General features: G+C 59.3%; 22 protein-coding genes. 14 read left to right on the forward strand and 8 right to left on the reverse strand.

Annotated features, from left to right (window positions below; translation table 11 throughout):
- Positions 1-34: 34 nt before the first annotated feature.
- Together BN1139_RS06465 and BN1139_RS06470 are read left to right on the forward strand one after the other, a co-directional pair.
- Positions 35-730: an ABC transporter ATP-binding protein gene (locus BN1139_RS06465; RefSeq protein ID WP_005354178.1), complete on the forward strand. Its 696-nt coding sequence runs from the start codon at positions 35-37 to the stop codon at positions 728-730.
- A 36-nt stretch (positions 731-766) separates the two neighbouring features.
- A complete protein-coding gene (locus BN1139_RS06470) occupies positions 767-3214 on the forward strand; it encodes an ABC transporter permease (protein ID WP_005354177.1) in 2448 nt (815 codons plus the stop codon).
- A 127-nt stretch (positions 3215-3341) separates the two neighbouring features.
- Here the strand turns inward: BN1139_RS06470 and BN1139_RS06475 are convergent, their stop codons facing one another.
- A complete protein-coding gene (locus BN1139_RS06475; protein WP_005354176.1) occupies positions 3342-4247 on the reverse strand; it encodes a TIGR01777 family oxidoreductase in 906 nt (301 codons plus the stop codon).
- 252 nt (positions 4248-4499) lie between these two features.
- Here BN1139_RS06475 and BN1139_RS06480 point away from each other — a divergent pair, with 252 nt between their 5' ends.
- Entirely contained in the window at positions 4500-6029 is a 1530-nt protein-coding gene (locus BN1139_RS06480) for an EAL domain-containing protein (protein WP_041915437.1), read from the forward strand.
- A gap of 74 nt (positions 6030-6103) precedes the next feature.
- On the opposite strand, the gene BN1139_RS06485 is transcribed toward BN1139_RS06480, so the two are convergent.
- Positions 6104-7285: an aminotransferase-like domain-containing protein gene (locus BN1139_RS06485; RefSeq protein ID WP_013723512.1), complete on the reverse strand. Its 1182-nt coding sequence runs from the start codon at positions 7283-7285 to the stop codon at positions 6104-6106.
- 349 nt (positions 7286-7634) lie between these two features.
- Here BN1139_RS06485 and trmB point away from each other — a divergent pair, with 349 nt between their 5' ends.
- From trmB to BN1139_RS06515, 6 genes are all read left to right on the forward strand, one after another.
- Entirely contained in the window at positions 7635-8348 is a 714-nt protein-coding gene (gene trmB, locus BN1139_RS06490) for a tRNA (guanosine(46)-N7)-methyltransferase TrmB (protein ID WP_005335228.1), read from the forward strand.
- Positions 8349-8396: 48 nt separating this feature from the next.
- The gene (locus BN1139_RS06495) at positions 8397-8729 is read left to right on the forward strand and encodes a YggL family protein (protein WP_005348158.1); all 333 of its coding nucleotides are present in this window, start codon (positions 8397-8399) and stop codon (positions 8727-8729) included.
- 122 nt (positions 8730-8851) lie between these two features.
- Positions 8852-9772, forward strand: a complete 921-nt coding sequence (gene glsB / locus BN1139_RS06500; RefSeq protein WP_005348151.1) for a glutaminase B — start codon at positions 8852-8854, stop codon at positions 9770-9772.
- A 29-nt stretch (positions 9773-9801) separates the two neighbouring features.
- Positions 9802-11097: a sulfurtransferase gene (locus BN1139_RS06505; RefSeq protein WP_005354172.1), complete on the forward strand. Its 1296-nt coding sequence runs from the start codon at positions 9802-9804 to the stop codon at positions 11095-11097.
- A 203-nt stretch (positions 11098-11300) separates the two neighbouring features.
- Positions 11301-11510, forward strand: a complete 210-nt coding sequence (locus BN1139_RS06510; protein ID WP_005335219.1) for a YgdI/YgdR family lipoprotein — start codon at positions 11301-11303, stop codon at positions 11508-11510.
- A gap of 167 nt (positions 11511-11677) precedes the next feature.
- Positions 11678-12079: a DUF2541 family protein gene (locus BN1139_RS06515; RefSeq protein WP_005335217.1), complete on the forward strand. Its 402-nt coding sequence runs from the start codon at positions 11678-11680 to the stop codon at positions 12077-12079.
- Positions 12080-12162: 83 nt separating this feature from the next.
- On the opposite strand, the gene mog is transcribed toward BN1139_RS06515, so the two are convergent.
- The gene (mog, locus tag BN1139_RS06520; RefSeq protein WP_005354170.1) at positions 12163-12693 is read right to left on the reverse strand and encodes a molybdopterin adenylyltransferase; all 531 of its coding nucleotides are present in this window, start codon (positions 12691-12693) and stop codon (positions 12163-12165) included.
- A gap of 393 nt (positions 12694-13086) precedes the next feature.
- Between mog and BN1139_RS06525 the strand changes: the two genes are divergently transcribed.
- The 4 genes from BN1139_RS06525 to folA all read left to right on the forward strand — a co-directional run bounded on the left by BN1139_RS06525 (position 13087) and on the right by folA (position 15429).
- Positions 13087-13422 carry a DUF3135 domain-containing protein gene (locus tag BN1139_RS06525; protein ID WP_005354166.1) on the forward strand — a complete coding sequence of 112 codons (336 nt, stop codon included), beginning with the start codon at positions 13087-13089 and terminating at the stop codon, positions 13420-13422.
- A gap of 235 nt (positions 13423-13657) precedes the next feature.
- Positions 13658-14455 carry a threonine/serine exporter family protein gene (locus tag BN1139_RS06530; RefSeq protein WP_005348133.1) on the forward strand — a complete coding sequence of 266 codons (798 nt, stop codon included), beginning with the start codon at positions 13658-13660 and terminating at the stop codon, positions 14453-14455.
- Complete coding sequence (locus BN1139_RS06535) at positions 14452-14919, forward strand: threonine/serine exporter family protein (protein ID WP_026035076.1); 468 nt, start codon at positions 14452-14454, stop codon at positions 14917-14919. Before BN1139_RS06530 ends, BN1139_RS06535 begins: the two co-directional genes overlap by 4 nt.
- An 18-nt stretch (positions 14920-14937) precedes the next feature.
- A complete protein-coding gene (gene folA / locus BN1139_RS06540) occupies positions 14938-15429 on the forward strand; it encodes a type 3 dihydrofolate reductase (protein ID WP_005354163.1) in 492 nt (163 codons plus the stop codon).
- 79 nt (positions 15430-15508) lie between these two features.
- Here the strand turns inward: folA and BN1139_RS06545 are convergent, their stop codons facing one another.
- From BN1139_RS06545 to BN1139_RS06555, 3 genes are read right to left on the reverse strand one after another with little or no spacing between them, the layout of a single operon-like run.
- Positions 15509-16291, reverse strand: coding sequence for a phosphoadenylyl-sulfate reductase (locus BN1139_RS06545; protein WP_005354159.1), 783 nt, complete (start codon positions 16289-16291; stop codon positions 15509-15511).
- The gene (cysI, locus tag BN1139_RS06550; protein WP_005354156.1) at positions 16281-18005 is read right to left on the reverse strand and encodes an assimilatory sulfite reductase (NADPH) hemoprotein subunit; all 1725 of its coding nucleotides are present in this window, start codon (positions 18003-18005) and stop codon (positions 16281-16283) included. Before cysI ends, BN1139_RS06545 begins: the two co-directional genes overlap by 11 nt.
- Complete coding sequence (locus BN1139_RS06555) at positions 18005-19795, reverse strand: assimilatory sulfite reductase (NADPH) flavoprotein subunit (RefSeq protein ID WP_005354153.1); 1791 nt, start codon at positions 19793-19795, stop codon at positions 18005-18007. The genes cysI and BN1139_RS06555 overlap by 1 nt, the downstream gene beginning before the upstream one ends.
- A gap of 189 nt (positions 19796-19984) precedes the next feature.
- Between BN1139_RS06555 and BN1139_RS06560 the strand changes: the two genes are divergently transcribed.
- On the forward strand, positions 19985-20791 hold the full coding sequence (locus BN1139_RS06560; RefSeq protein WP_005354150.1) for a PhzF family phenazine biosynthesis protein: 807 nt from the start codon (positions 19985-19987) through the stop codon (positions 20789-20791).
- A 119-nt stretch (positions 20792-20910) separates the two neighbouring features.
- Here the strand turns inward: BN1139_RS06560 and lysS are convergent, their stop codons facing one another.
- Both lysS and prfB read right to left on the reverse strand, forming a co-directional pair.
- Positions 20911-22446, reverse strand: a complete 1536-nt coding sequence (gene lysS / locus BN1139_RS06565; RefSeq protein WP_005335201.1) for a lysine--tRNA ligase — start codon at positions 22444-22446, stop codon at positions 20911-20913.
- Positions 22447-22462: 16 nt separating this feature from the next.
- A protein-coding gene (prfB, locus tag BN1139_RS06570) for a peptide chain release factor 2 (RefSeq protein ID WP_100645262.1) occupies positions 22463-23561 on the reverse strand; the annotation gives its coding sequence in 2 pieces (ribosomal slippage) (positions 22463-23485 and positions 23487-23561; 1098 coding nt in all).
- Positions 23562-23611: the final 50 nt, after the last annotated feature.

Below are 23611 nucleotides of genomic sequence, written 5' to 3' on the forward strand. Positions count from 1 at the left end.
TGTCATCAAGGGATTGGAACAAAGGATACAGAGCATGAGTTCAACCCCCATTATTGTCGTCAAGGGCCTCGGCAAATCGGTTCGCCTCGGCCAGGAAAGCCTCACCATCCTTGAAGGGATCGATCTGCAAGTCAATAGCGGCGAGACGGTGGCACTGGTCGGCGCCTCCGGCTCCGGCAAGTCCACCCTGCTGGGGCTGCTGGCCGGGCTCGATCTGCCGAGTCAGGGAGACATCGAGATCCTCGGCAAATCTCTCGGTGAGCTGGATGAGGAGGGGCGGGCCCGATTGCGCGCCGAACAGATCGGCTTTGTGTTCCAGTCGTTCCTGCTGCTCCCGACCATGACGGCGCTCGAGAATGTGATGCTGCCCGCCGAGCTGCGCGGGGAGCGGGATTGCGAACCAAGGGCCCGCGAGCTGTTGGCGGCAGTCGGGCTTGGCGAGCGGTTGCACCATCTGCCGCCACGGCTCTCCGGCGGTGAGCAGCAGCGGGTGGCCATTGCTCGCGCCTTTATGACCCGTCCCAGCCTGCTGTTGGCGGACGAGCCGACCGGCAACCTCGACAGCAAGACCGGCGAGAAGGTGATCGAGCTGCTGTTTGAACTCAATCGCAAGCACGGCACCACGCTAGTGGTGGTAACCCATGACCATCAGCTGGCCGAACGCTGTCAGCGGCAAGTGGTCATGACGGCGGGTCGGCTGGAGCGCGAGGTGGCCCATGATGTGGTGTAACGGGGTGAGCTGCGGGTCAGGCGGGAGATGCAAGGGATGATGCAGTGGCGATTGGGATGGCGACTGCTGCGCCGGGAAGGTTTCAGCGGCGAGCTGCGCTGGTTTGTGCTGGCGCTTGCGCTTAGCGTGGCGTGTGTCTTGAGTGTGGCATTGGTGGCGGATCGGCTCGATGCCGGACTCAAGGCGTCGGGCCGCGACTTTATCGGAGCGGATCGGGTGCTGCGCACCGCCGCCGCCCTGCCGGATGGTTGGCTGGAACGAGCGAAACAGGATGGCTTGGCGGTGCAGACCACCGTCAGCTTCAACAGCATGCTGTTTCACGGTGATGCGCTGCAGCTTGCCTCCATTCGGGCCGTGCCCGATGGTTTTCCCTTCTACGGCAAGCTCACTCTGGAACCTGCCCGCGCCCCGGCTCCCGGCGAGATCTGGCTCTCCGCCCGGGTGATGCAGCTGCTCAAGGCCAAAACGGGGGATGAGCTGGAGGTGGGCAATACGGTGCTCAAGGTGGCAGGCCTGCTTGGCGAAGAGCCGGATCAGGGCTTCAGCCCCTTCCTGCTGGCGCCGCGGGCGCTGATCCACACAGCCGATATCGAGGCGACCGGCGCCCTGCTTCCCGGCAGCCGCCAGCAGTGGCGCTATCTGTTCAAGGGGCCGAGAGAGGCGCTGGCCCGTTACGAGCAATGGCTGCTGCCGCAATTGCAGGCCGGACAGAAGTGGATCAAACCGGATGACAGCGAATCCCAAGTGGGCCGCTCGCTGGCCAATGCAGAACGTTTCTTTCGGCTTGCCTCGCTAAGCGGGGTGTTGCTGGGGGCGTTGGCGATGGGTATTGCGGTGCGCCACTTTGCCGAGCGCCAGACCAATATGGTGGCGCTGCTCAAGACGCTGGGGGCATCTCGTCGCTCGCTCTGGCAACTGATGGGAACCCTGCTGCTATCGCTGACGCTGATCGGTGCGTTGCTGGGTCTGGTGGCGGGCACAGCCATGCAGTGGATCACCTTGCAACTGCTGGGGGACCTGCTGCCGCCGGATCTGCCACCCCCCTCCTGGCGCCCCTTTGCGTTGGGGGTGGCGGTAGCGCTCTTTATCACCCTGCTGCTCGCTTTTGTGCCCTTCTTGCGTCTGCTGAAGGTGCCGCCGCTGCGGGTATTGCGCCGGGAGCTGGAGGCGGGTATTCCCCCCTGGCTGGCCCTGCCGGTCGGCCTGTTCGGGCTGTTTGCGCTGGTCTGGGGCTTTACCGCCGATGTGCGGCTGGCGCTGGGGCTGGTGGGGGGCATGGGCTTGCTGATGGGGCTGCTGGCCCTGCTGGCGGCGCTGATGTTGCGGCTGGGAGCGAGAGTGAGCGGGCCTCATGCCTTGCGGCTGGCGCTGGCCCACCTGTCGCGCGAGCGCAGCAGCGGCCTGTTTCAGCTGGCGGGCTTTGCGCTGGCGCTGATGCTGTTTGGCTTGCTATGGGCGGCCCGGGTCGATCTGCTGGATGAGTTTTCAGCACGTCTCCCCGTCGATGCGCCCAACCGTTTTTTGGTCAATGTGGCCGAGAACGAGCGGGAGGGGATCCTGAGCGAACTGGCGGCTGCCGGGGCCACCACTTCCGACTTTTACCCCATGGTGCGCGGCAGGCTGACCCATATCGCCGGTGAGGCGGTGGGCGAGGGGGCCAGTAGTGGCCGCGAGGGGGTCGATCGGGAGCTCAACTTTACTACCACGGCAACCCTGCCCATCGACAACAAGCTGGTGGCCGGGAAATGGCTTGCCGGGCCCGGCGAGGTGTCGGTGGATAGCGAGTTGGCCAAGCGGCTCGATATCAAGCTGGGGGACATGCTCGCCTTTACCATCGAGGGGCGCAGCTTTGGCGCCAGGGTCACCAGTCTGCGCAGCATCAAGTGGGACAACATGCGCCCCAACTTCTACATGATCTTCTCCGAGGATCTGCTGGCACCCTTCTCCCGAACCTGGCTTGGCAGCTACCGGCTGCCCGAAGCGGGGCGCACTGCCGAGGTGGAGTTGATCCGCCGTCACCCCACGGTGAGTCTTATCGATGTGGATGACCTGATTGCGCGGCTCACTCAGGTATCGGAGCAGGTGAGTAGGGCGCTGGCACTGATGCTGGGGCTGGTGACAGTGGCCGCGCTGCTGGTGCTGCTGACCCAGACCCAGGCCAGCATGGCCCAGCGTCGGCGCGAGCTGTTGCTGATGCGTACCTTGGGCGCCAGCAGCGACCTGCTGAAAAAGATGCTGCGTTGGGAGCTGGTGGCCAGTGGTGCGCTGGCGGGGCTCTGTGCCGCCATGGTGGTGGAGCTCTGCTCCTTTGGCCTGCAGTGGTGGTGGTTCGAGGGGCAGTGGCAGTTCCACTGGGCTATCTGGCTCGGCCTGCCGACGCTGGGGGCACTGCTGGTGACGCTGGCGGGGCAGGGGATGCAGCGCCAGCTGCTGGCTGGCACCCTGAGCGATCGGCTGCGGGGTCTGGGGCAGGGGTTGTTGTAATCCCGCCAGCGCGAGCCGATGCACACAAGGCGCAATAGCGCAGCCACAATAAACAAGCAGCCCGGCCATTGGCCGGGCTGCTTGTTATGCGAGGTGCTGACGAGCAGACGCAGCGAGCGGGTGTGAGTTAGCGGGGCTCACGCAGCAGATTGGTGAGGGCGCTCGGCAGCTCGGGATAGCTGAAGTGAAAACCGGCCTGTTGCAGCCTTGCTGGTATCACCTTTTGTCCGGTCAGCAGCAGATCTGCCGCCTCCCCCATCACCAGTTGCAACAGCGGCGCCGGGACGAAAAAGAGGTGTGGACGGTGCAGCGTGGTGGCAAGGGTCTGGCTAAACTCCCGGTTGCTGACCGGATGGGGCGCAGTGCCGTTGAAAATGCCGCTGCACTCTTTGTGATCCAGCAAGAACAGCATGGCGCGCACCAGATCCTGCACATGGATCCAGCTCATCATCTGGCTGCCCGATCCCATGGGGCCGCCGAGTCCGAGTCGGTAGGGGGGGAGCATTTTGGGCAGGGCGCCGCCATCCATGCCAAGCACCAGCCCGATCCGCACGATACAGACCCGGGTTTGGCGGCTCTGGGCCTCCTGCGCCAAGGTTTCCCACTGCTGGCAGAGTTGGTGGGTAAACTCGTCGTTGGGAGAGCGGCACTGCTCATCGAGGGTTTCGGTGCCCTGTCTGCCATACCAGCCGATGGCGGAGGCGTTGATCAGCACCTTGGGCGGCGTGCTGGATAGCTTGATGAGATCCACCAGTTGCTCGGTCAGTAGCCAGCGGCTATCGCAGAGCAGCTGTTTGCGCGACTCGCTCCAGCGTCCGGCGGCGATGGGTTCGCCGGCCAGATTGATCACCGCGTCCACGTCATTGAGGTCATCGAGCCGGTCGAGGTTATCCAATACCTTGATATCGTGACCGAGCAGGGAGTAAGCGCGGCTCCCCTGCCTGCTCAATACCACGACCTCGTGATTGACCTTGAGATGGGCAACCAGCTTGCGGCCGATAAAGCCGGTTCCTCCGGTAATAAGAATCTTCATCGCTGCATGCTCCTGCTGCCGTTTGCTCAACTTTAATGGTGTGGCTTCCCTTCAACAAGTGAGACGTGCTTCGGGAGTTTTCTGTTTGACGTTTGTTAACTCTATCCTCTTCTTACGACATATTGTTGAACAATAGTTTGAATTGATTGATTTTTGTTGTGTGGACATTTGTTGAACAATCGCTATTATGGCGACCCTTTTCGCCTGTCCACCGAGGCTGTCACCCATTATCCGAGCATCAAAGAGGCCGCCATGCCATTTCGTCGTTTGAAACTTCGCCAGCTTTACTCGAGGATTCTGTTGGCGCTGCTGATGGGGGGCGGGATCCTGCTGCTGGGGGTTGTTGCCGTTATCTGGCAGACGGTGACGGAGACAGAGCGTGATGCCGATTCACGGTTGCAGCATGCCCGTGTGATGTTTGAGCGCTCCATCGGCCATGCCCGGCAGGCGGCCATCAATGTGAAGGGGATGCTGGGTCACTCGTGCAAGGAGGCGGCACAACTGCTGCGCGAGCAGGTGGCCACGGTGCCTTATGTCCGTTCCGCCAATCTGGCTGTCGGCAGCCACATCTATTGCACCTCGCTCTATGGTGACTACGATGGCCCCTTCAATCCCGACCGCTATGTGGATGGCAGGTTGCAACTGCTGCCTGGCAATGAGGTCACACCGGATCGCCCCTTGATCGTGCTGCGTCATGAAACGGACAAGGGGAGTGTGCTGATCGGTGTAGATGGCTACTACCTGCGAAATACCCTGGAGATCTCCAGCAAGAACTCCCCGATGGCTCTCGTGGTGGGGCAGAGGGCTCTGTTTGGCTCAGGTCAGGTCGGGGCTGCGCCCTCTCCGACAGAAGAGGGTTATATTGCCCTCGCGTCGGCCGATTTCCCCTATCAGGTCGTCACCCGGGTCACGGTGCATGACTACTGGAGTCACGCATGGCGCTACTCCAGATATACCTTGATCCTCTCTCCGCTGCTGGCGCTGCTGATTGGATTCGGCACCTTCAGGCTGATGGGGCGTAGCAGCTCACCAGCGGAGGAGCTCAAGCGGGCGTTGATCGAAGAGGAGTTTATCCCCTACCTGCAGCCGGTGGTCTCCGGTGAGGATGAGCAGTGGCGTGGCTGTGAGGTGCTGATGCGCTGGCAGCATCCCAAGCAGGGGATGATCTCGCCGGATCGCTTTATTCCGCTGGCGGAAGATAGCGGGCTTATCGTGCCCATGACCAGCCTGTTGATGGCGCAGGTGCGCGACCACTTCTCCCCTTATGCCCGCAAGCTGCCGGCAAAGTTTCATTTTTGCTTCAATATCAGCGCCAAGCACTTTCAGGATCTCGACCTGTTGGCTGACTGCAAGGCCTTTCTCGACGCGTTTAAGGACAATCCCGTTGATTTGGGGCTGGAGCTGACTGAGCGTGAACTGCTGGTGGCTGATGAGACAACCGCTCAGATGTTTGCCGAGTTGCGCAAACTGGGCGTGTTGATCTCTATCGATGATTTTGGCACCGGTCATTCCAGTCTCACCTATCTGCAACAGTTTCAGGTCGATGCACTCAAGATTGATCGGAGCTTTGTGGAGATGATCGGCACGGATGCACTCTCCAGCCATATCGTTGAAAACGTGATTGATCTGGCGAAGCGACTTGAATTGATCCTGATCGCGGAGGGGGTCGAGAAGCAGTCGCAGGCGGACTACCTGCGGGCGCGCCACGTTGACTATCTGCAAGGGTATCGTTACAGCCGCCCCATCCCGATGAAGCAGTTTTGCAAGACCCTGTTTGGCTGAACGGTTGAATGGGGAGCATAAAAAAACCAGCGATCGCCGCTGGTTTTTTTGTTGATACGGTTTGGCTTGGGCGATCAGAGCATGCGCTGGAGGGCGCGGGCCAAGCGTTTGACCCCCTCTTCAATGGTCGCTTCATCGACGCAGGAGAAGCTCAGGCGCAGGGTGTTCTTGATCTCGGGGCGCACGTAGAAGGGGGCGCCGGGTACGAAGGCCACCTTCTCCTTGATCGCCTCGTCAAACAGCGCCATGGCACTGATGTGGGCTGGCAGGGTCAGCCAGAGGAACATACCCCCTTCCGGTCGGGTGTAGCTGACGCCGGGCGGGCAGTGACGGGCCAGCGCGGCCTCCATGGCGGCACGCTGGCGACCATAGACCTCCTTGATCTTCTCCAGGTGAGCGTCGAGAGAGTTGTCGGTCAGGAAGCGGTGCAGCACCTGCTGGCTGAAGGCGTTGCTGTGCAGATCGGTCGCCTGCTTGGCGATAGTCACCTTCTTGCGCAGCCAGTCCGGCATTACCATCCAGCCCAGCCGGAAGGCGGGCACCACGGTCTTGGAGAATGAGCCGAGCAGCACGGTATTGTTTGGCGCCAGCTTGGCAATGGGGGGCATATGTTCGCCCTCGAAACGCAGCTCGCCGTAGGGATCATCTTCCACCATCAACAGCTCGTGGCGCACCAGTCGCTCGGCCAGTGCCTCGCGGTTGGCACGGCTATAAGAGACACCGCTCGGGTTCTGGAAGTTGGGCACGCCGTAGAGCAGCTTGGCATTGGATCCGCTTGCCAGCAGCGCATCCAGCGCCGCCAGATCCAGCCCGGCTTCGCCGAGAGTAATCGGCTTGAAGGTGGGTTGGTAGACAGAGAAAGCCTGAATAGCGCCAAGGTAACCCGGCTCTTCGATGATGAGATCCTGACCCTCGTCGATCAGCACCTTGCCCAGCAGATCCAGCGCTTGCTGGGAGCCGCTGGTGATCAGGATGTTGTCCGGATTGACCTGCATGCCGTGGCGGGCCAGATAGCGGTCGGCAATATATTGGCGCAGCGGGGCGAAGCCTTCGGTCGCCGCATATTGCAGGGCAGCAGCCCCCTGTTCGCGCAGCACATCCTGACAGGCCTGATCGATCGCCTTGACCGGAAACAGGTGGGGATTGGGCAGGCCACCGGCGAAGGAGATGATCTCCGGATTGGCGGCAACTTTGAGGATTTCACGGATAAAGGAAGGTTCAACCTTCTCGAAGCGCTGGGCAAAAAACGGCTGCATAGACAATTCTCTCGGCATGTGGGCGGTCGCTCCATTCGACCGCCAGGTTATCCGTTTGTATCAGATTTCAGAAATGAGGCAATGATTGTCACAAAAATCGCCAAAAAAGGGCTGGAACGACTCTGCTGCGGATTATATTGGACGGTTAGTCGGTATGGTGATGCCAGTGAGGGGGCAGGGAAGTGGATGGCCGGAATATTTGTTGCGCGAAACACTTGCGCCTTGGGCCTATCTTGGGATAATTCGCTCCCCTGTTTTCGCGGGTCGATGAAATGCCGAGCCGCGAGCGGTCCCGCTCGGGATCGAACACAAGATGTATTACCCGGATTGATGAAATAACGAGACCATTATGCCTGTGACCCAAGATGTATTTAACGAAGACGGCAAGTTCATGCGCAAGATCCGCAGCTTTGTCCGTCGCGAAGGCCGCCTGACCAAAGGGCAGGAGAAGGCCCTGGAAGAGCTCTGGCCGGTCATGGGCATCGATTTCGAGCCAAAGCAGCTCGATCTGGTCGCGCTGTTTGGCCGCGAGGCACCTGTGGTGCTGGAGATCGGCTTTGGCATGGGCGCCTCTCTGGTGGAGATGGCCAAGAATGCCCCCGAGAAGAACTTCATCGGCATTGAAGTGCATTCCCCGGGCGTGGGCGCCTGTCTGGGTACCGCTCAGGAAGCGGGTGTCACCAATCTGAAGGTGATCTGCCACGATGCGGTCGAGGTGCTGGAGCACATGATCCCGAACGGTTCACTCTCCTGCCTGCAGCTCTTCTTCCCGGACCCCTGGCACAAGAGCCGTCACCACAAGCGTCGCATCGTACAGCCTGCGTTTGCCCAGGATATTCGCCAGAAGCTGGCCATCGGTGGCGTGTTCCACATGGCTACCGACTGGGAAAACTATGCCGAGCATATGCTGGAAGTGATGAGCGCCGCCGAGGGTTACGAGAACACCTCCGCCACCGGCAACTGGGTGCCCCGTCCGGACTGGCGTCCGCTGACCAAATTTGAACAACGTGGCCACCGTCTCGGCCACGGGGTTTGGGATCTGATTTTCAAGCGTGTCAGCTAAGCTGGCACGTCAACACACCTAGCGTATCAACTAACTTGAGGAGCTATCATGGCCAATCGTAGCCGCCGCCTGCGCAAGAAACTGCGCGTCGATGAATTCCAGGAAATGGGTTTCGACATCAGTTTCAACTTCCCGGTCGGCACTGCCGAAGAGACCATCGATGCGGTAGTCGATGCGATGATCGATGAGGTTGTTGAACCCCGTAAACTGGCTTTTGCCGGCTCCGGTCACCTGGCCTGGGAAGGGATGATCTGTACCCAGCAACTGGGCAAGTGTACCGAAGAAGACCGCGCCGCCGTCAAATCCTGGCTGGAAGGCAAGGGGATGGAAGCCGTGGTCGTTACCGAGCTGTTCGACCTCTGGTACGGTGAACCGGCCTGATACAAGGCTGCCGCATCTGGCGCCTTGTTGTGGGTAACTGAAAAATCCCGCCGCTGGCGGGATTTTTGTCAGTGGGGATGGGATCTCCACCGCTGTTTTAGTCATGGAATCGCTTATTGCTTATGGTGTTGTCATCCGAATTACTGGCCAGCATCCTTGAAGAGGTGCGCCCGTTGCTGGGACAAGGCAAGGTGGCCGACTACATTCCGGCACTGGCTCAGGTACCGGCCGATCGGCTTGGTATTGCAGTCTGTACCGTCGAGGGTGAGCTGTTCACCGCCGGTGACGCTTTTGAACCCTTCTCCATCCAGAGTATCTCCAAGGCCCTGAGCCTGACCCTGGCACTCACTCTCTATCAGGAGGAGGAGATCTGGGCCCGGGTGGGCAAGGAGCCCTCCGGCCAGCCCTTCAACTCGCTGGTACAGCTCGAGTTCGAGCAGGGGATCCCCCGCAACCCCTTTATCAATGCCGGGGCGCTGGTGGTGAGCGATCTGCTGGAGACCCGCCTCACTGCGCCCCGTCAGCGTACCCTCGAGCTGGTGCGCCGTCTTTCCGGCAATCCGGCCATCATGGCGGATCAGGTGGTCGCCCGCTCCGAATATCAGCACTCTGCCCGCAACGCCGCCATCGCCTATCTGATGAAGGCCTATGGCAACTTCGAAAACGAAGTGGACAAGGTGCTGCAAAGCTACTTCAATGCCTGTGCCATTCGCATGAGCTGCGTCGATCTGGCGCGGGCATTCATCTATCTGGCCAACCGTGGTGTGCCACTGGGCGAGAGCGTACCGCTGCTGCCCGCCCGCACCACCAAGCAGGTCAACGCCCTGCTCGCCACCTGCGGTCTCTATGATGAGGCGGGCGATTTTGCCTATCGGGTCGGCATGCCGGGCAAATCGGGTGTCGGCGGCGGTATCATCGCCCTGATCCCGGGTGAGCTCTGCGTCTGTGTCTGGTCGCCCGAGCTCAACAAAGCCGGCAACTCGCTGGCGGGCACGGCGGCGTTGGAGCTGCTGGCCGAGCGGCTGGGTCGCTCCATTTTTTAACCTTGTTCACTATGAATCGAGAAATCACCATGAAACGACATCTTCGCTTCCTGCAGGCCGCGCTGGCGACCTTACTGCTCTGGTGTGCCCTGCCCGCCGTGGCAGGGGAGTTGCCACCGCTCTCGCTGGCCGATGCCAAGGCCAAACAGGCTGTCATCCTGGATACCCGCGCCAGCTACTTCTATCAGGGGTGGCCGATGGAAGGGGAGAAGCAGGGCGGCCATGTGGCGGGCGCCGAGAACCTCTCTGCCGAGTGGAAATACAGCGATGAAGAGTGGCCAAAGGCGCTCGAGATCAAGGGGCTGAAGGCTGAGCGTCCGGTTGCCCTCTACGGTGCGTCCCGCGAAGTGGCCGAGGTGGCCCGTCTGCTGCGCAAGCAGGGGATCAAGCAGCTGTTCGAGCTGCAAGGTTGGCAAGCCGCACCGCGCGAGTCGCTGGCACGCTGGCAGCAGCTGGTCTATCCGCGCTGGTTGGCGGATCTGCAAGAGGGCAAGCCGGTTGCGGCGGCGCCCAAGGGAGACTGGAAGCTGTTTGAAGTGGATTGGGGTTCACCCAAGGCCTACCTCATCAGCCACATCCCGGGGGCCGGATATATCGATACCAACAGCCTCGAAGAGGAGCCGCTGTGGAACAAGGTCTCTGACGAAGCGCTCAAGAAGCTGCTGCTGGATAACGGCATCCGTCACGACACCACCGTTATCCTCTATGGTCGCAACACCATGGCGGCTGCCCGTGCTGCGCACCTGATGATGTATGCGGGGGTGGAAGATGTGCGCCTGCTGGACGGTGGCCTGGATGCCTGGTTTATCCAGCACCTGCGCACCGAAACGGGTCTGCCCAACAAATATGAGCCGGTGAAGGAGTTTGGCGTGGCCATTCCCGCTCACCCCGAGTACTACACCACGCTAAGTCAGGCGAAAGAGCTGCTCAAGAAGCCCGATAGCGCACTGGTCAGCGTGCGTACCTGGGACGAGTTTGTCGGCAACACCTCAGGTTACAGCTACATCAAGCCGAAGGGCGATATCCCGGGGGCCAAGTGGGGTCACGGCGGGGTCGATGCCAACAGCATGAGCGACTTCCACAACCCGGACGGCACCATGAAGCCGGCCCGCGAGATCCTCGCCATGTGGGACCAGTGGAATATCGAGCCAACCCAGCAGGCGGCGTTCTACTGCGGTACCGGCTGGCGCGCCTCCGAGGCTTTCTTCTACGCCTGGCTGATGGACTGGAAACAGATCAGCGTCTACGACGGCGGTTGGTACGAGTGGAGTTCCGATCCCAAGAACCCGACCGTGACCGGTGAGCGTCAGCCCGCCAAGTCATGATTGCGTTCTTGCGCTTGAAAGAAGAGGCCGGACAGAGATGTCCGGCCTTTTTCATTGCGCTCGCCACCCGGCCAGATAACTAGGCTAAGTTGCTGATTATTGACGGCGATCCCGCTTTGCTCATCGCGTCATCCCGTGCCGTGCGATTGAACTAGGCTTCAAGAAACATCCTCGTGGTGAGGATGATCGCAGAAGAGGCCGCAATGAAAAAACTGATGATGATCCTGGTGTGCGCCCTGGGGCTGGTGGCATGCAGCTCCCAATACATCATGAGCACCAAGGATGGCAAGATGATCACCACAGAGAGCAAACCCAAGCTGGACGAGAGCACCGGCATGTATCGCTATTACGATCATGAAGGGCGCGAGGTAATGATCAAGAAAGATGACGTGACCCAAATCATGGAGCGCTAAGCGCTCTCTTGCCGCAAGGGCCGCTATCTGCGGCTCTTCTCTTTTTGCCGAAAAGTCGCGCTGTTTTCTCTGTTGATCCCCGCACATTCGCAGCAAATTCAGCTGTGATACAGCTTCCGTTATGGTTTAACCCTTATCATCACACTCCATTTTTTATTGGAGGTGTTATGTCCTTGATGTCTATCTGGAATTCCCGTTTTTCTGCACGCAGCTTGCTGGGTGGTGCCTTGCTGGTGGTGGCGTCAGCCAGCCATGCCGGTGACGATCAGTTCACGCTGGGGCGGACTATTTTGCTGGGAGCCGGTGATCATGGTGCGACAATTCCTTTGGTGGTTTGCCGTCAGACCAAATATATCAAGGTGAAGGCAGAGCGTGATTTGACCCTGGATCGGGTGGTGGTGACCTATGGTGGTGATCGTACCAAGACCATTCGTTTCGATCGGGAAATGAGCAGTGATAAAGAGACCGAGTGGAAATCACTGGGCTCGCGCCGTTGTGTGAAAAAAATCGAAGTGTACGGTAATTCAGAGCGCAGCAAAGCGGGCGTAAAAGTATTCGGCCGCAAATAATTGATGTGGTTTTTCTGCGCAGACAGATGAGTTAAAAATAATGGCGAGCCGTGGCTCGCCATTATTTTTTATGGTCGGGTTCGCTATTTTTTCGGCCGAAACGGCTTGATGACAGTTTCATCGCACTCGAGATACGGCCCTTCCATCAAATCGATACAGTAGGGGATGGCGGGGAAGACTGCATCCAGACATTCGCGGATTGATTTGGGCTTGCCCGGCAGATTGACGATCAGGGTATCGTCGCGCAGTCCAGCAGTCTGGCGCGACAGAATGGCGGTCGGCACAAATTTGAGGGATTCGGCCCGCATCAGCTCGCCAAAGCCCGGCATCATGCGATCACATACCGCCTCGGTCGCTTCCGGCGTGACATCCCGCTTGGCCGGACCGGTGCCGCCTGTGGTGACGATGAGACAACACTGCTCCTCATCCGCCAGCCGGATCAGGGTCGCTTCAATCTGATCCTGCTCATCGGGGATCACCTGATAGACAGGTTCCCACTCCGAGGTCAGATAAGCGTTCAGGGTGTCGATGATAGCCTTGCCGGAGAGGTCTTCATAGATGCCCGCGCTGGCACGATCGCTGACGGTGACGATACCGATTTTTGCCTTGCTCATGGTCTGCTCTTGAATGTCCGATAAAAGTGGCAATTAAAATAACATAATCAGTGAGATATGTTAAACCGTCAGGAGATGACGCGGGTCTGTGAGGGAAGAATAAAGTGTCGAATGAAGCAAAATAAGGCCACCCGGATTTTTATTTGCAATAAAAAACAGAAAATCACAACCTAAAATGTATAAGTGTTTTATCTCGCCTGAATTAAAAGCAATCGCTTGTTTCCAAACACAATTAAAATAGATAGACACCCTCGTAGTGACCATTGTCCGGTTTAGTCGCCAGTGGATGGATTGAACCCTTTTTAGCCGCGTCGTATATACAGATTTATATGGCTGGGACGTGATGGTGTGGTACCGCAGTGTGTTGCCAGCAATAGTCGCCAAGGAGGGCATATGGAGTTGCCTGATTTTGACACCCTGAAGGAGTTGGCTGCGAGTGAGCCCTCCCGGCTGGATGCGATTCTGGAGCAGCAGATCGACCAGTTGATGGCCCGTGCGAGCCCCGATCAGCAGCGCCGTCTGCGCGGGTTGCAGTTCAAGATTGATGGTCAGCGCCGTCTGGCGAAAAACAATCTTGATAGCTGTATCCGGATTACCAACATGATGCGGGAATCCTTTTATGTGATGCGCAGCGAAATGAGCCAGTTCAGGGAACAGGGGGACCCTCCGCCTGAAAGCGATGGCAGTGGTAAAATAATCCGTCTGGCGGACTATCGACGTCGTAAATAATCTGTAATAACCCTATTGGTTAATATTTCAGCCAAATCAGTGAGGCCATAATAAAGGGAATTGCTGGCGACCTGATTGTTATGGTTTTTAATGTTAGTCGTAATGTATTTGTGATGTAATCTCTTTTCTCCTTCTTGTAATAACTTATTAGTCAGGTTGTGATAGGGGTGGATGAATAACAGTAAAAGTTAGGCTAATATGGCCGAAATTTTTATTGCTACGACTCGAAGGGATTATGAGAAGTATCACACCAAGACGGGTGTTGTCGCGGGAGCAACAGACAGAGATCACCCGCATTATCGTCAAGGTGGGTCAGATGTTGGCCCAGTTCGGGGCGGAGAGCCGGATCATCGAGCAGACCACGGTGCGGCTGGGGATGGCGCTGGGGCTGGAGAGTGTCGAAATGGCCATCTCTTCCAGTGCCATCGTGCTCACCAGCCTCTATCAGGGGGGCTGTGTTACTACTACCCGGCGGGTGCGTGAACATGGCATCAACATGCAGGTGGTGTGCGAGATCCAGCGGATCTGCATCATGGCGGAAAAAGAGCTGATCGGTGCCCGTGAAGTGCGCCAGCGCCTCGAGGCCATCGTCCCTTTCCACTATCACCCCTGGCTGGTGGTCCCCATGGTGGGGCTCTCCTGTGGTGCCTTTAGCCTGCTGTTTGGCGGTGACTGGCCCATCTTCCTGGTGACCTGTTTCTCGTCTGCCGTGGCGATGCGGGTGCGCCAGCTGATGGCCCGCCATCACCATAGCCCGCTCATCAACTTTGCCGCCACCGGCTTTATTGCTACTTTGCTCTCCTCCAGCGCCACCTTTTTTAACTGGGGTGACCAGCCCTATCTCGCCATGGCGGCCAGCGTGCTGCTGCTGGTGCCGGGCTTTCCGCTGATCAATGCGGTCTCAGACATGGTGAAGGGCTACTTCAACATGGGGCTGGCCCGCTGGGGGACAGCGACCCTGCTGACCATCAGCGCTGCGATCGGCATCATTCTGGCCATGTCGGTCACGGGGATCTGGGGGTGGAAAGTATGATGGATTTGCTCTGGCTACTGGCCAAGGATGCTTTCTGGTCCTCCATTCCGGCGGTGGGGTTTGCCATGCTGTTCAACGTGCCACCACGGATGCTGAAGTATTGCGCCATGGGCGGCGCGCTGGCCCACAGTCTGCGTACCCTGCTGATCCACTATGGCATGCCCATCGAGTGGGCGACGCTGGCGGCGGCGACCACGGTCGGCTTTGTCTGCGTCTACTGGTCGCGCCGTCTGCTGGCGCCGCGTCCGGTGTTCAGCGTTGCCTCCATCATTCCGATGATCCCGGGGAGTTATGCCTTCAAGACCATGATTGCGGTGGTGGAGCTCAACATCAACGGTGTGACCATGGAGTTGATCCAGAGTGCGGTGGAGAACGGCCTCAAGGCGCTCTTTATCGTCGGTGCCCTCAGTTTCGGTTTGGCGATCCCCTCTCTGGTCGTGTACCGTAACCGCCCCATAATCTGACAGACGGTGAGAGGCCCCATGAAGATTTCCATGATTGCCGCCATGGCCCACGACAGGGTGATCGGCAAGGACAACCAGATGCCCTGGCATCTGCCTGCCGATCTGGCTCACTTCAAGCGTGTCACCCTCGGTAAACCGGTATTGATGGGGCGCAAGACCTTCGAATCCATCGGTCGACCGCTGCCCGGACGGCGCAATCTGGTGATCAGCCGCAATCCCGACTATCAGGCCGAGGGCATTGAGGTGGTGGGCTCCGTCGAGGCGGCGCTGGCGCTGTTGGCAGGCAGCTTGGTGGAGGAGTTGATGGTGATCGGTGGTGGTCATCTCTATGCCGAGATGTTGCCGAGCGCGGATTGTCTCTACCTGACCCGCATCGATCTGGCGGTGGAGGGGGATACCCGTTTCCCCGCTTTTGATGATGGCCAGTGGCAACGCATTGCGTGCGAGAGCCACCCTGCCGATGAGAAGAACCCGCACCCCTATAGCTTCGAGACCTGGCAGCGCCGCTGACGGACGAATGCTAATGGGCAAATAACAACAAGGGCATCTTCGGATGCCCTTGTTGTTCTGTTGGGTTTTCAAGACGGGATTAGATGCCTGAGCCGTCGTTCTCGCCATTTTCCTCGTGCAAACCGCACTCGCGCTTGAGGCCGAAGAAGCGGGTCTGCTCCTCGCTCATGCCCGGCTCCCACTTGGCGGTGGTGTGGACATCGCCCACCGACAGGTAGCCCTGCTCCCACAGCGGGTGGTAGGGGAGGTCGAACTCCTTGAAGTAGTAGAAGACATCCTTGTTGCTCCAGTCGATCACCGGCAGGAACTTGAAGCGGCCGCGCTGGATGCCCAGCACCGGCAGCTTGCCACGGCTGCCGGACTGCTCCCGGCGCAGGCCGGAGAACCAGGTCTGGGCCCCCTGCTCGCGCAGGGCGCGGTCCATCGGCTCCACCTTGTTGAGCTGGTTGTAGCGGGTGATCCCCTCCACCCCCTGCTCCCATAAGAGGCCAAATCGCGCCTCCTGCCAGGCCTGACTGAGCTCGGCCCGGTAGGTCTTCAAGTTGAGCGCGAGGCGCTCGGTCAGCTCGTCGATGAAACGGTAAGTCTCGGGGAACAGATAACCGGTATCGGTCAGCACCACGGGCACGTCGGCCCGTTCGCGACTTACCAGATGGAGCATCAGCGCCGCCTGAATGCCGAAACTGGATGAGAGCACATGCTCCCCCGGCAGATTGGCCAGGGCCCAGCGCACCCGCTCGGAGGCACTCATGGTATCCAGCTCCCGGTTGAGGGGCGCCAGCGCCTCGACTTGCTCCTCACGGCCGAGGGCTAGCAGCGCCTGCAGGTCAAGGCGGCCATCTTCAGTGACATTAAGCGGCATAGAAGTCCCTCGCAGAATCGATAACGGGCGCAATCACCCCAACCCGGATCACGAAGTCGCCGAAGCACTCACCCTGCTTTCGCTCGGTGGCCCAGCGGCCGATCAACGCGTCGAGTTCGGCCAAAATCTGCTGCTCGGTGATGTTCTCCTGATAGAGGCGCGGAATGCGGGTCCCCTCCAGATTGCCACCCAGATGCAGGTTGTAGCGACCCGGCGCCTTGCCCACCAGACCCACTTCCGCCAGCATGGCGCGGCCGCAGCCGTTGGGGCAACCGGTGACCCGGAAAATGATGGCGTCATCCGCCAGCCCATGTTTGGCCAGCAGCCCTTCGATGTCGGTGACAAACGCCGGCAGCATGCGCTCCGCTTCAGCCATCGCCAGCGGGCAGGTGGGCAGGGCCACACAAGCCATGGACTGCTTGCGCTGCTCGCTTACTCCGTCATCCAGCAGGCCGTATTGGCGCGCCAGCCCTTCGATACGGGCTTTCTCGCTGGCAGGTACCCCGGCGATGATCAGGTTCTGGTTGGCGGTCAGGCGAAAATCCCCCTGATGCACCTTGGCGATCTCCAGCATGCCAGTTTTGAGCGGCTTGCCCGGGAAGTCCAGCAGGCGGCCATTCTCGATAAAGAGGGTGAGGTGGTGTTTGCCGTCGATCCCCTCGACCCAACCGAAGCGATCGCCACGGCTGGTGAACTCATAGGGACGAACCGGCCCGAACTGGATGCCGGCGCGGCTCTCCACCTCGGCCTTGAAGGCTTCGACGCCAACCCGTTCAAGGGTGTACTTGGTCTTGGCGTTCTTGCGGTTGACCCGGTTACCCCAGTCGCGCTGGGTGCTGACGACGGCGGCCGCCACCTCCAGCACGTGAGAGAGCGGAATAAAGCCAAAGTCGCTCGCCTTGCGCGGATAGGTGGTGGTATCGCCGTGGGTCATGGCCAGCCCGCCGCCCACCAGCACGTTGAAGCCCACCAGCTTGCCGTTCTCGGCAATGGCCACGAAGTTAAGATCGTTGGCGTGGATATCCACGTCGTTGTGAGGCGGGATCACCACGGTCGTCTTGAATTTGCGCGGCAGGTAGTTGGAACCCAGGATCGGTTCCTCATCCTGCCCCAGTTTTTCACCGTCCAGCCAGATCTCCACGTAGGCGCGGGTCTTGGGCAGCAGGTGTTCGGAGATCTTCTTGGCCCACTCGTAGGCCTCCTGATGCAGCTCGGATTCCACCGGGTTGCTGGTGCAGAGCACGTTGCGATTCACATCGCCGGCGGTGGCGATGGAATCGATGCCGGTGCTGTTGAGGGTCTGGTGCATCAGCTTGATGTCGCGCTTCAATACCCCGTGGAACTGGAAGGTCTGACGGGTGGTCAGGCGGATGCTGCCGTAGAGGCTGTGCTCTTCGGCGAACTTGTCGATGATCTGCCACTGGGCCGGGGTGATGATCCCACCGGGCAGGCGGGCACGCAGCATGACGTTGTGCAGCGGCTCCAGCTTCTGGGCGGCGCGCTCCGGGCGGATGTCGCGGTCATCCTGCTGGTACATGCCGTGAAAGCGGATCAGCTGGAAGTTGTCGCCGTTGAAGCCGCCGGTGAGCGGGTCCTGTAGATCTTGCTCTATGGTGCCGCGCAGAAAATTGCTCTCGCGCTTGAGGCGCTCGTTGTCGGCCAGCGGCCCTTCGACCGGTCCCGCTTTTTGGTGAGAAAGAGGTTGTTTGCTCATCAATAGACATCCCTTTGATAACGTTTGGCACGACGCAATTCGCTCAAATACTCTTCTGCTTCCTCACGACTCTTGTGACCGTGTTCGGCAATTACATCCAGCAGGGCCTCCTGTACATCCTTGGCCATCTTGTTGGCGTCGCCACACACATAGAAGTGAGCGCCTGCTTCCAGCCACTGGTAGAGCTCAAGCCCTGCCTCGCGCAGACGGTCCTGCACATAAATCTTGTTGGCCTGATCCCGGCTGAAGGCTAGCGAGATCTTCGACAGTAGCCCCGATTTCACATAACGCTGCCACTCCACCTGATAGAGGAAATCCTGGGTAAAGTGGGGGTTGCCGAAGAAGAGCCAGTTTTTGCCCGAGGCCCCGATGGCTTCCCGCTCCTGCATAAATGCGCGGAACGGGGCGATGCCGGTGCCCGGCCCCACCATGATGACGGGGGTGTCGGGATTGGCGGGCAGGCGGAAGTTGTCGTTGTGCTCGATGAATACCCGCACCTCACCATCCTCAATGAGCCGGTCTGCCAGATAGGAGGAGGCGGCGCCAGAGCGCACAGTGCCATCTTCCTGCGGGTAACGCACCACGCCGACGGTCAGGTGTACCTCCTCTTCCACTTCGCTTTGGGCAGAGGCGATGGAGTAGAGGCGCGGGGTGAGGGGGCGCAGCAGGCTGACCAGCTGCTCGGTAGTGAGTGCGGTCGGGAAGCGTTTCAGTACATCCACCACTTGGGCAGAGGCGACCAGTGCATTGACCTGGGCCTTGTCGCCAGCCAGATCTTTCAGCGCTGCGTTGTCCGATATGTCAGCGAGTCCTGTGATAAAGCCGCCGTGCAGCCGGGTCAGTTCGAAGTGACTGGTCAGGGCAGCGCGCAAGGTGCCGTGGGCCGTGGCTTCATCACCGGAGAGGCCGGTCAGGGCCAGCACTTCGCCCACCAGTTCGGCGTCATTGTCGAACCAGACGCCGAGGGCATCACCCGGTTGATAGGTGATGCCGGAGTTGGCCAGATTGATCTCGATATGGCGGATATCCTTGGTGGAATCCCGGCCGGTGATCTTCTGATTGACCGACAGGTGGGCAGGGAAGGGGTTCTCCTTGCTGTATTGGCTGTGGCCAACCGCCTGCTGCACCGCGTTGGCTACGCTGCTGCTGGCCACACCGGTAGAGAGGGTCGTGGCAATGGCGTTGAGTGCCTGCTCGCCCCAACTCTTGGCCGCATCCTGATAATCCACATCGAGGCTGGCGAGCTCATAAATGCGCTCAGCCCCTGCTTTGGCGAGGAAGTCGTCGAAATCTTTGCCGGTCTGGCAGAAAAATTCGTAGGAGCTGTCACCCAGCCCCAGCACCGCGAACTTGAGGCCGTCCAGCTTGCCAATCTTGCCTTTTTTAAGCTGCTCGAACAGATCGACGGCGCTCTCCGGCGGTTCACCCTCCCCGTAAGTGCTCACTACCACCAGCAGATGGCTCTCTTTCTTGAGCTGCTTGGGTTTGTAGTCGGCCATCGACGCTAGGGTGACCGGTAGACCGCGGGCCTCGGCCTGCGCCTTGATGGCAGTGGCGACCCCTTTGGCGTTGCCGGTCTGGGAGCCGTAGAGAATGGTCAGGCTGCCGCTGGGCGCAGCCACGGCGGCGCTGGCTGCAACGCTCTGCTGACCGGTCTGGGAGAGGCCGTAGAGATATCCGCTCACCCAGGCCAGTTGCTGGGTATTGAGGGTCGAGAGTACCTGACCCAACTGACGTTGCTGCTCGTCAGAGAGGGGGGAGAGGTTGAATGGGGAATCCTTCAATTGCATCACACGCGTCTTCCATGGTCTGATTTTTGGCCAGATTAAAGGGCGTGTTGGATAACAACAAAGAATAAAAATGTCTTCTTTATTCTATTAATGCATTAAAGGGGCAGAGGTACGCCTGTTCCCGCAGCAAAAGAGGGGCGTGGTATAAAGGGCGTTAAATGAGAGCCACTTGATAACACAGGAAGTGCCATGTCCAATATCAGATTGTTTCATGTCAATGCGTTCAGTCGGCAGCCCCTTGGTGGCAACCCCGCAGTGGTTGTATTGGGACCCGCCCTGCCGGATGCCAGCCAGCTGGCGATGGCGGCCGAGTTCAACCTCTCCGAGACAGCCTTTCTGGTACAACTTGGCAGAGCCCATTATCAGTTGCGCTGGTTCACGCCGAAAGTCGAGGTTGATCTCTGCGGTCATGGCACCTTGGCGGCTGCTCATGTGTTGTGGCAGACAGGGGCGGTAGCTGCACACGAGACTATCCGCTTCGAGACCCGTAGTGGTGAGCTGCTGGCCCAGTGCGAAGATGAGTGGATTTGGCTCGATTTTCCACGTATCGCATTGGCTCCACTGACTCTGGACCTAGCCTATGCTGCCGCGCTCGGCTGCCAACCAAGACAAACCCTAGCGGCCGGAGCCAAGTTCTTGCTGGAGCTGGCAAGTGAAGAGGAGATCCGTACGCTTTCGCCTGATTTTCATGCTCTGCGTGCTTTGCCGGGACGGGGGGTGATAGTGACGGCGCCCTCAAACGACCCGAACCATGACTTTGTCTCCCGCTATTTCGCCCCTTGGGTGGGCGTCGATGAGGATCCGGTTACTGGTTCCAACCACTGCGCTCTGGTGCCCTTCTGGGCCGAACGGCTTGGTAAACGGCAACTGCGGGCCCGTCAGATTTCGGCCCGTGGTGGTGAGTTGCGGCTTGAACTGCAGGAGGAGAGGGTACTGATGGCCGGTCAGGCCGTCACCTTGTGGCAGGGAGAGTGGCTGCTACCGCCAGCCTCATAAGCGGTAAGCATTCGTCAATTGTTGTGAGCATTATAAAAAACGCCCCGCTGTTGCGGGGCGTTTTTATGGGCTATCACGCTTGGGATTGACCCAAGGGATGTAGCTGACTTCTGTGGGCTTTATTTCTGCGGACGCAGGGCCGGGAACAGAATGACGTCACGGATGGTGTGGCTGTTGGTGAACAGCATCACCAGACGGTCGATACCGATACCCTGACCGGCAGTCGGCGGCAGGCCGTGTTCCAGCGCGGTGACGAAGTCGGCGTCGTAGAACATGGCTTCGTCGTCGCCGGCTTCTTTCTGATCAACCTGATCCTGGAAGCGCTTGGCCTGGTCTTCTGCATCGTTCAGCTCGGAGAAGCCGTTGGCCAGCTCGCGGCCACCGATGAAGAATTCGAAGCGGTCGGTTACGTCCGGGTTCACGTCGTTGCGGCGAGCCAGCGGAGAAACGGCGGCCGGGTACTCGGTGATGAAGGTCGGTTGCAGCAGCATGTGCTCCACGGTCTCTTCGAAGATCGCGGTGATCACGTGGCCCAGCTCCCAGCCCTTCATCAGCTCGATGTGCAGACGCTTGGCAACGGCCTTGGCGCTCTCGAGGGTAGCCAGATCGTCCAGAGTTACGTCCGGGTTGAACTTCAGGATGGACTCGACCATGGTGAGGCGCTGGAACGGCTGACCGAAATCGATGGTCAGACCCTCTTCGCCCTCTTTGGCGTAACGGATCTTGGTGTCGCCCAGAATGTCCTGTGCCAGGGTGCGCAGCAGCTCTTCGGTCAGGTCCATCAGATCGATGTAGTCGGCGTAGGCCATGTAGAACTCGATCATGGTGAACTCGGGGTTGTGACGAACCGAGATACCTTCGTTACGGAAGTTGCGGTTGATCTCGTAGACACGCTCGAAACCACCGACCACCAGACGCTTCAGATAGAGCTCCGGAGCGATACGCAGGTACATGTCGATGTCCAGCGCATTGTGGTGAGTGACGAACGGACGCGCGGAGGCACCACCCGGGATGACTTGCATCATCGGGGTTTCCACTTCCATGAAGCGCTTTTCGTTGAAGAACTTGCGGATACCGGCAACCACCTGGGTGCGGATCATGAAGGTCTTGCGGGACTCTTCGTTGGCGATCAGATCCAGGTAGCGCTGGCGGCAGCGAGCTTCCTGGTCGGTCAGGCCTTTGTGCTTCTCGGGCAGCGGACGCAGCGCCTTGGTCAGCAGGCGGATATCGGAAACGTGAACGGAGAGCTCACCGGTCTGGGTCTTGAACAGGGTACCTTCGACACCCACGATGTCGCCCAGATCCCACTTCTTGAACTGCTCGTTGTAGAAACCTTCCGGCAGGTCGTCACGGGTAACGTAGACCTGGATCTTGCCGGCCATGTCCTGCAGGGTGGCGAAAGAAGCCTTGCCCATGATCCGGCGGGTCATGATGCGACCGGCAATCTTCACCCGTTTACCCAGGCTCGTCAGCTCCTCGGCGCTTTTGTCGTCGAACTCTGCGTGCAGATCGCCAGAGAGGCTGTCGCGACGGAAGTCGTTGGGGAAAGGATTACCCTGGGCGCGCAGGGCGGCCAGCTTGGAACGACGCTCGGTCATCTCGTTGTTGAGTTCGAGAGTTTGGTCGACTTCCGGAGTGATGGTTTGTTCAGACATGGTGATTCCTGCTTGTTTACAGACCTGATTTCAGGCTGGCTTCGATAAACTTGTCCAAGTCACCGTCGAGCACCGATTGGGTATTACGGGTTTCGACGCCGGTGCGCAGATCCTTGATACGGGAGTCATCCAGCACATAGGAACGGATCTGGCTGCCCCAACCGATATCAGACTTGGTCTCTTCCAGGGCTTGTTTCTCAGCGTTCTGCTTCTGAATTTCCAGCTCGTAGAGCTTGGCTTTCAGCTGCTTCATACACTGGTCTTTGTTTTTGTGCTGGGAACGGTCGTTCTGGCACTGTACCACGACACCGGTCGGAACGTGGGTAATACGCACCGCGGATTCGGTTCGGTTAACGTGCTGACCACCGGCACCGGAGGCACGGTAGACGTCGATCCGCAGATCCGCCGGGTTGATCTCGATATCGATATCGTCATCGATCTCGGGGTAGACGAACACAGAACAGAAAGAGGTGTGACGGCGGCCACCGGAATCGAACGGAGACTTGCGAACCAGACGGTGTACGCCGGTTTCGGTACGCAGCCAGCCGAACGCATATTCGCCGGTGAACTTGATGGTGGCGGATTTGATGCCGGCCACGTCGCCTTCGGAGCATTCAATCAGCTCGGGCTTGTAGCCGTGGGCATCGCCCCAGCGCAGGTACATGCGCAGTACCATGTTGGCCCAATCCTGTGCTTCGGTACCACCGGAGCCGGATTGAATATCGATATAGCAGTCGGAGCCGTCGTGCTGACCGGAGAACATGCGGCGGAATTCGAGATCCACCAGCTTGGCTTCCAGTTGTTCGGATTCGGCGATGGCTTCGTTGAAGGTCTCTTCGTCTTCCCCTTCGACGGCCAGGCTCACCAGCATCTCGACGTCATCGACACCCTGGGTCAGGGTGTCGATGGTGCCGACCACGTTTTCCAGCGCGACGCGCTCTTTGCCCAGCGCCTGTGCGCGCTCGGGTTCATTCCATACGTCCGGCTGTTCCAGCTCGGCGTTGACCTCTTCTAGACGCTCTTTCTTGGCGTCATAGTCAAAGGTACCCCCTAAGAAGCTCGGTCCGCTCAGACAGCTCCTTAAGTTTATTTAATACGGGATTAACTTCGAACATCGTGAAAACTCTCAGGGTCGATGTGATTTAAAAACGGGATATTCTAGCCA

Source organism: Aeromonas veronii bv. veronii, assembly GCF_000820225.1.
Taxonomy (GTDB): Bacteria; Pseudomonadota; Gammaproteobacteria; order Enterobacterales; family Aeromonadaceae; genus Aeromonas; species Aeromonas veronii.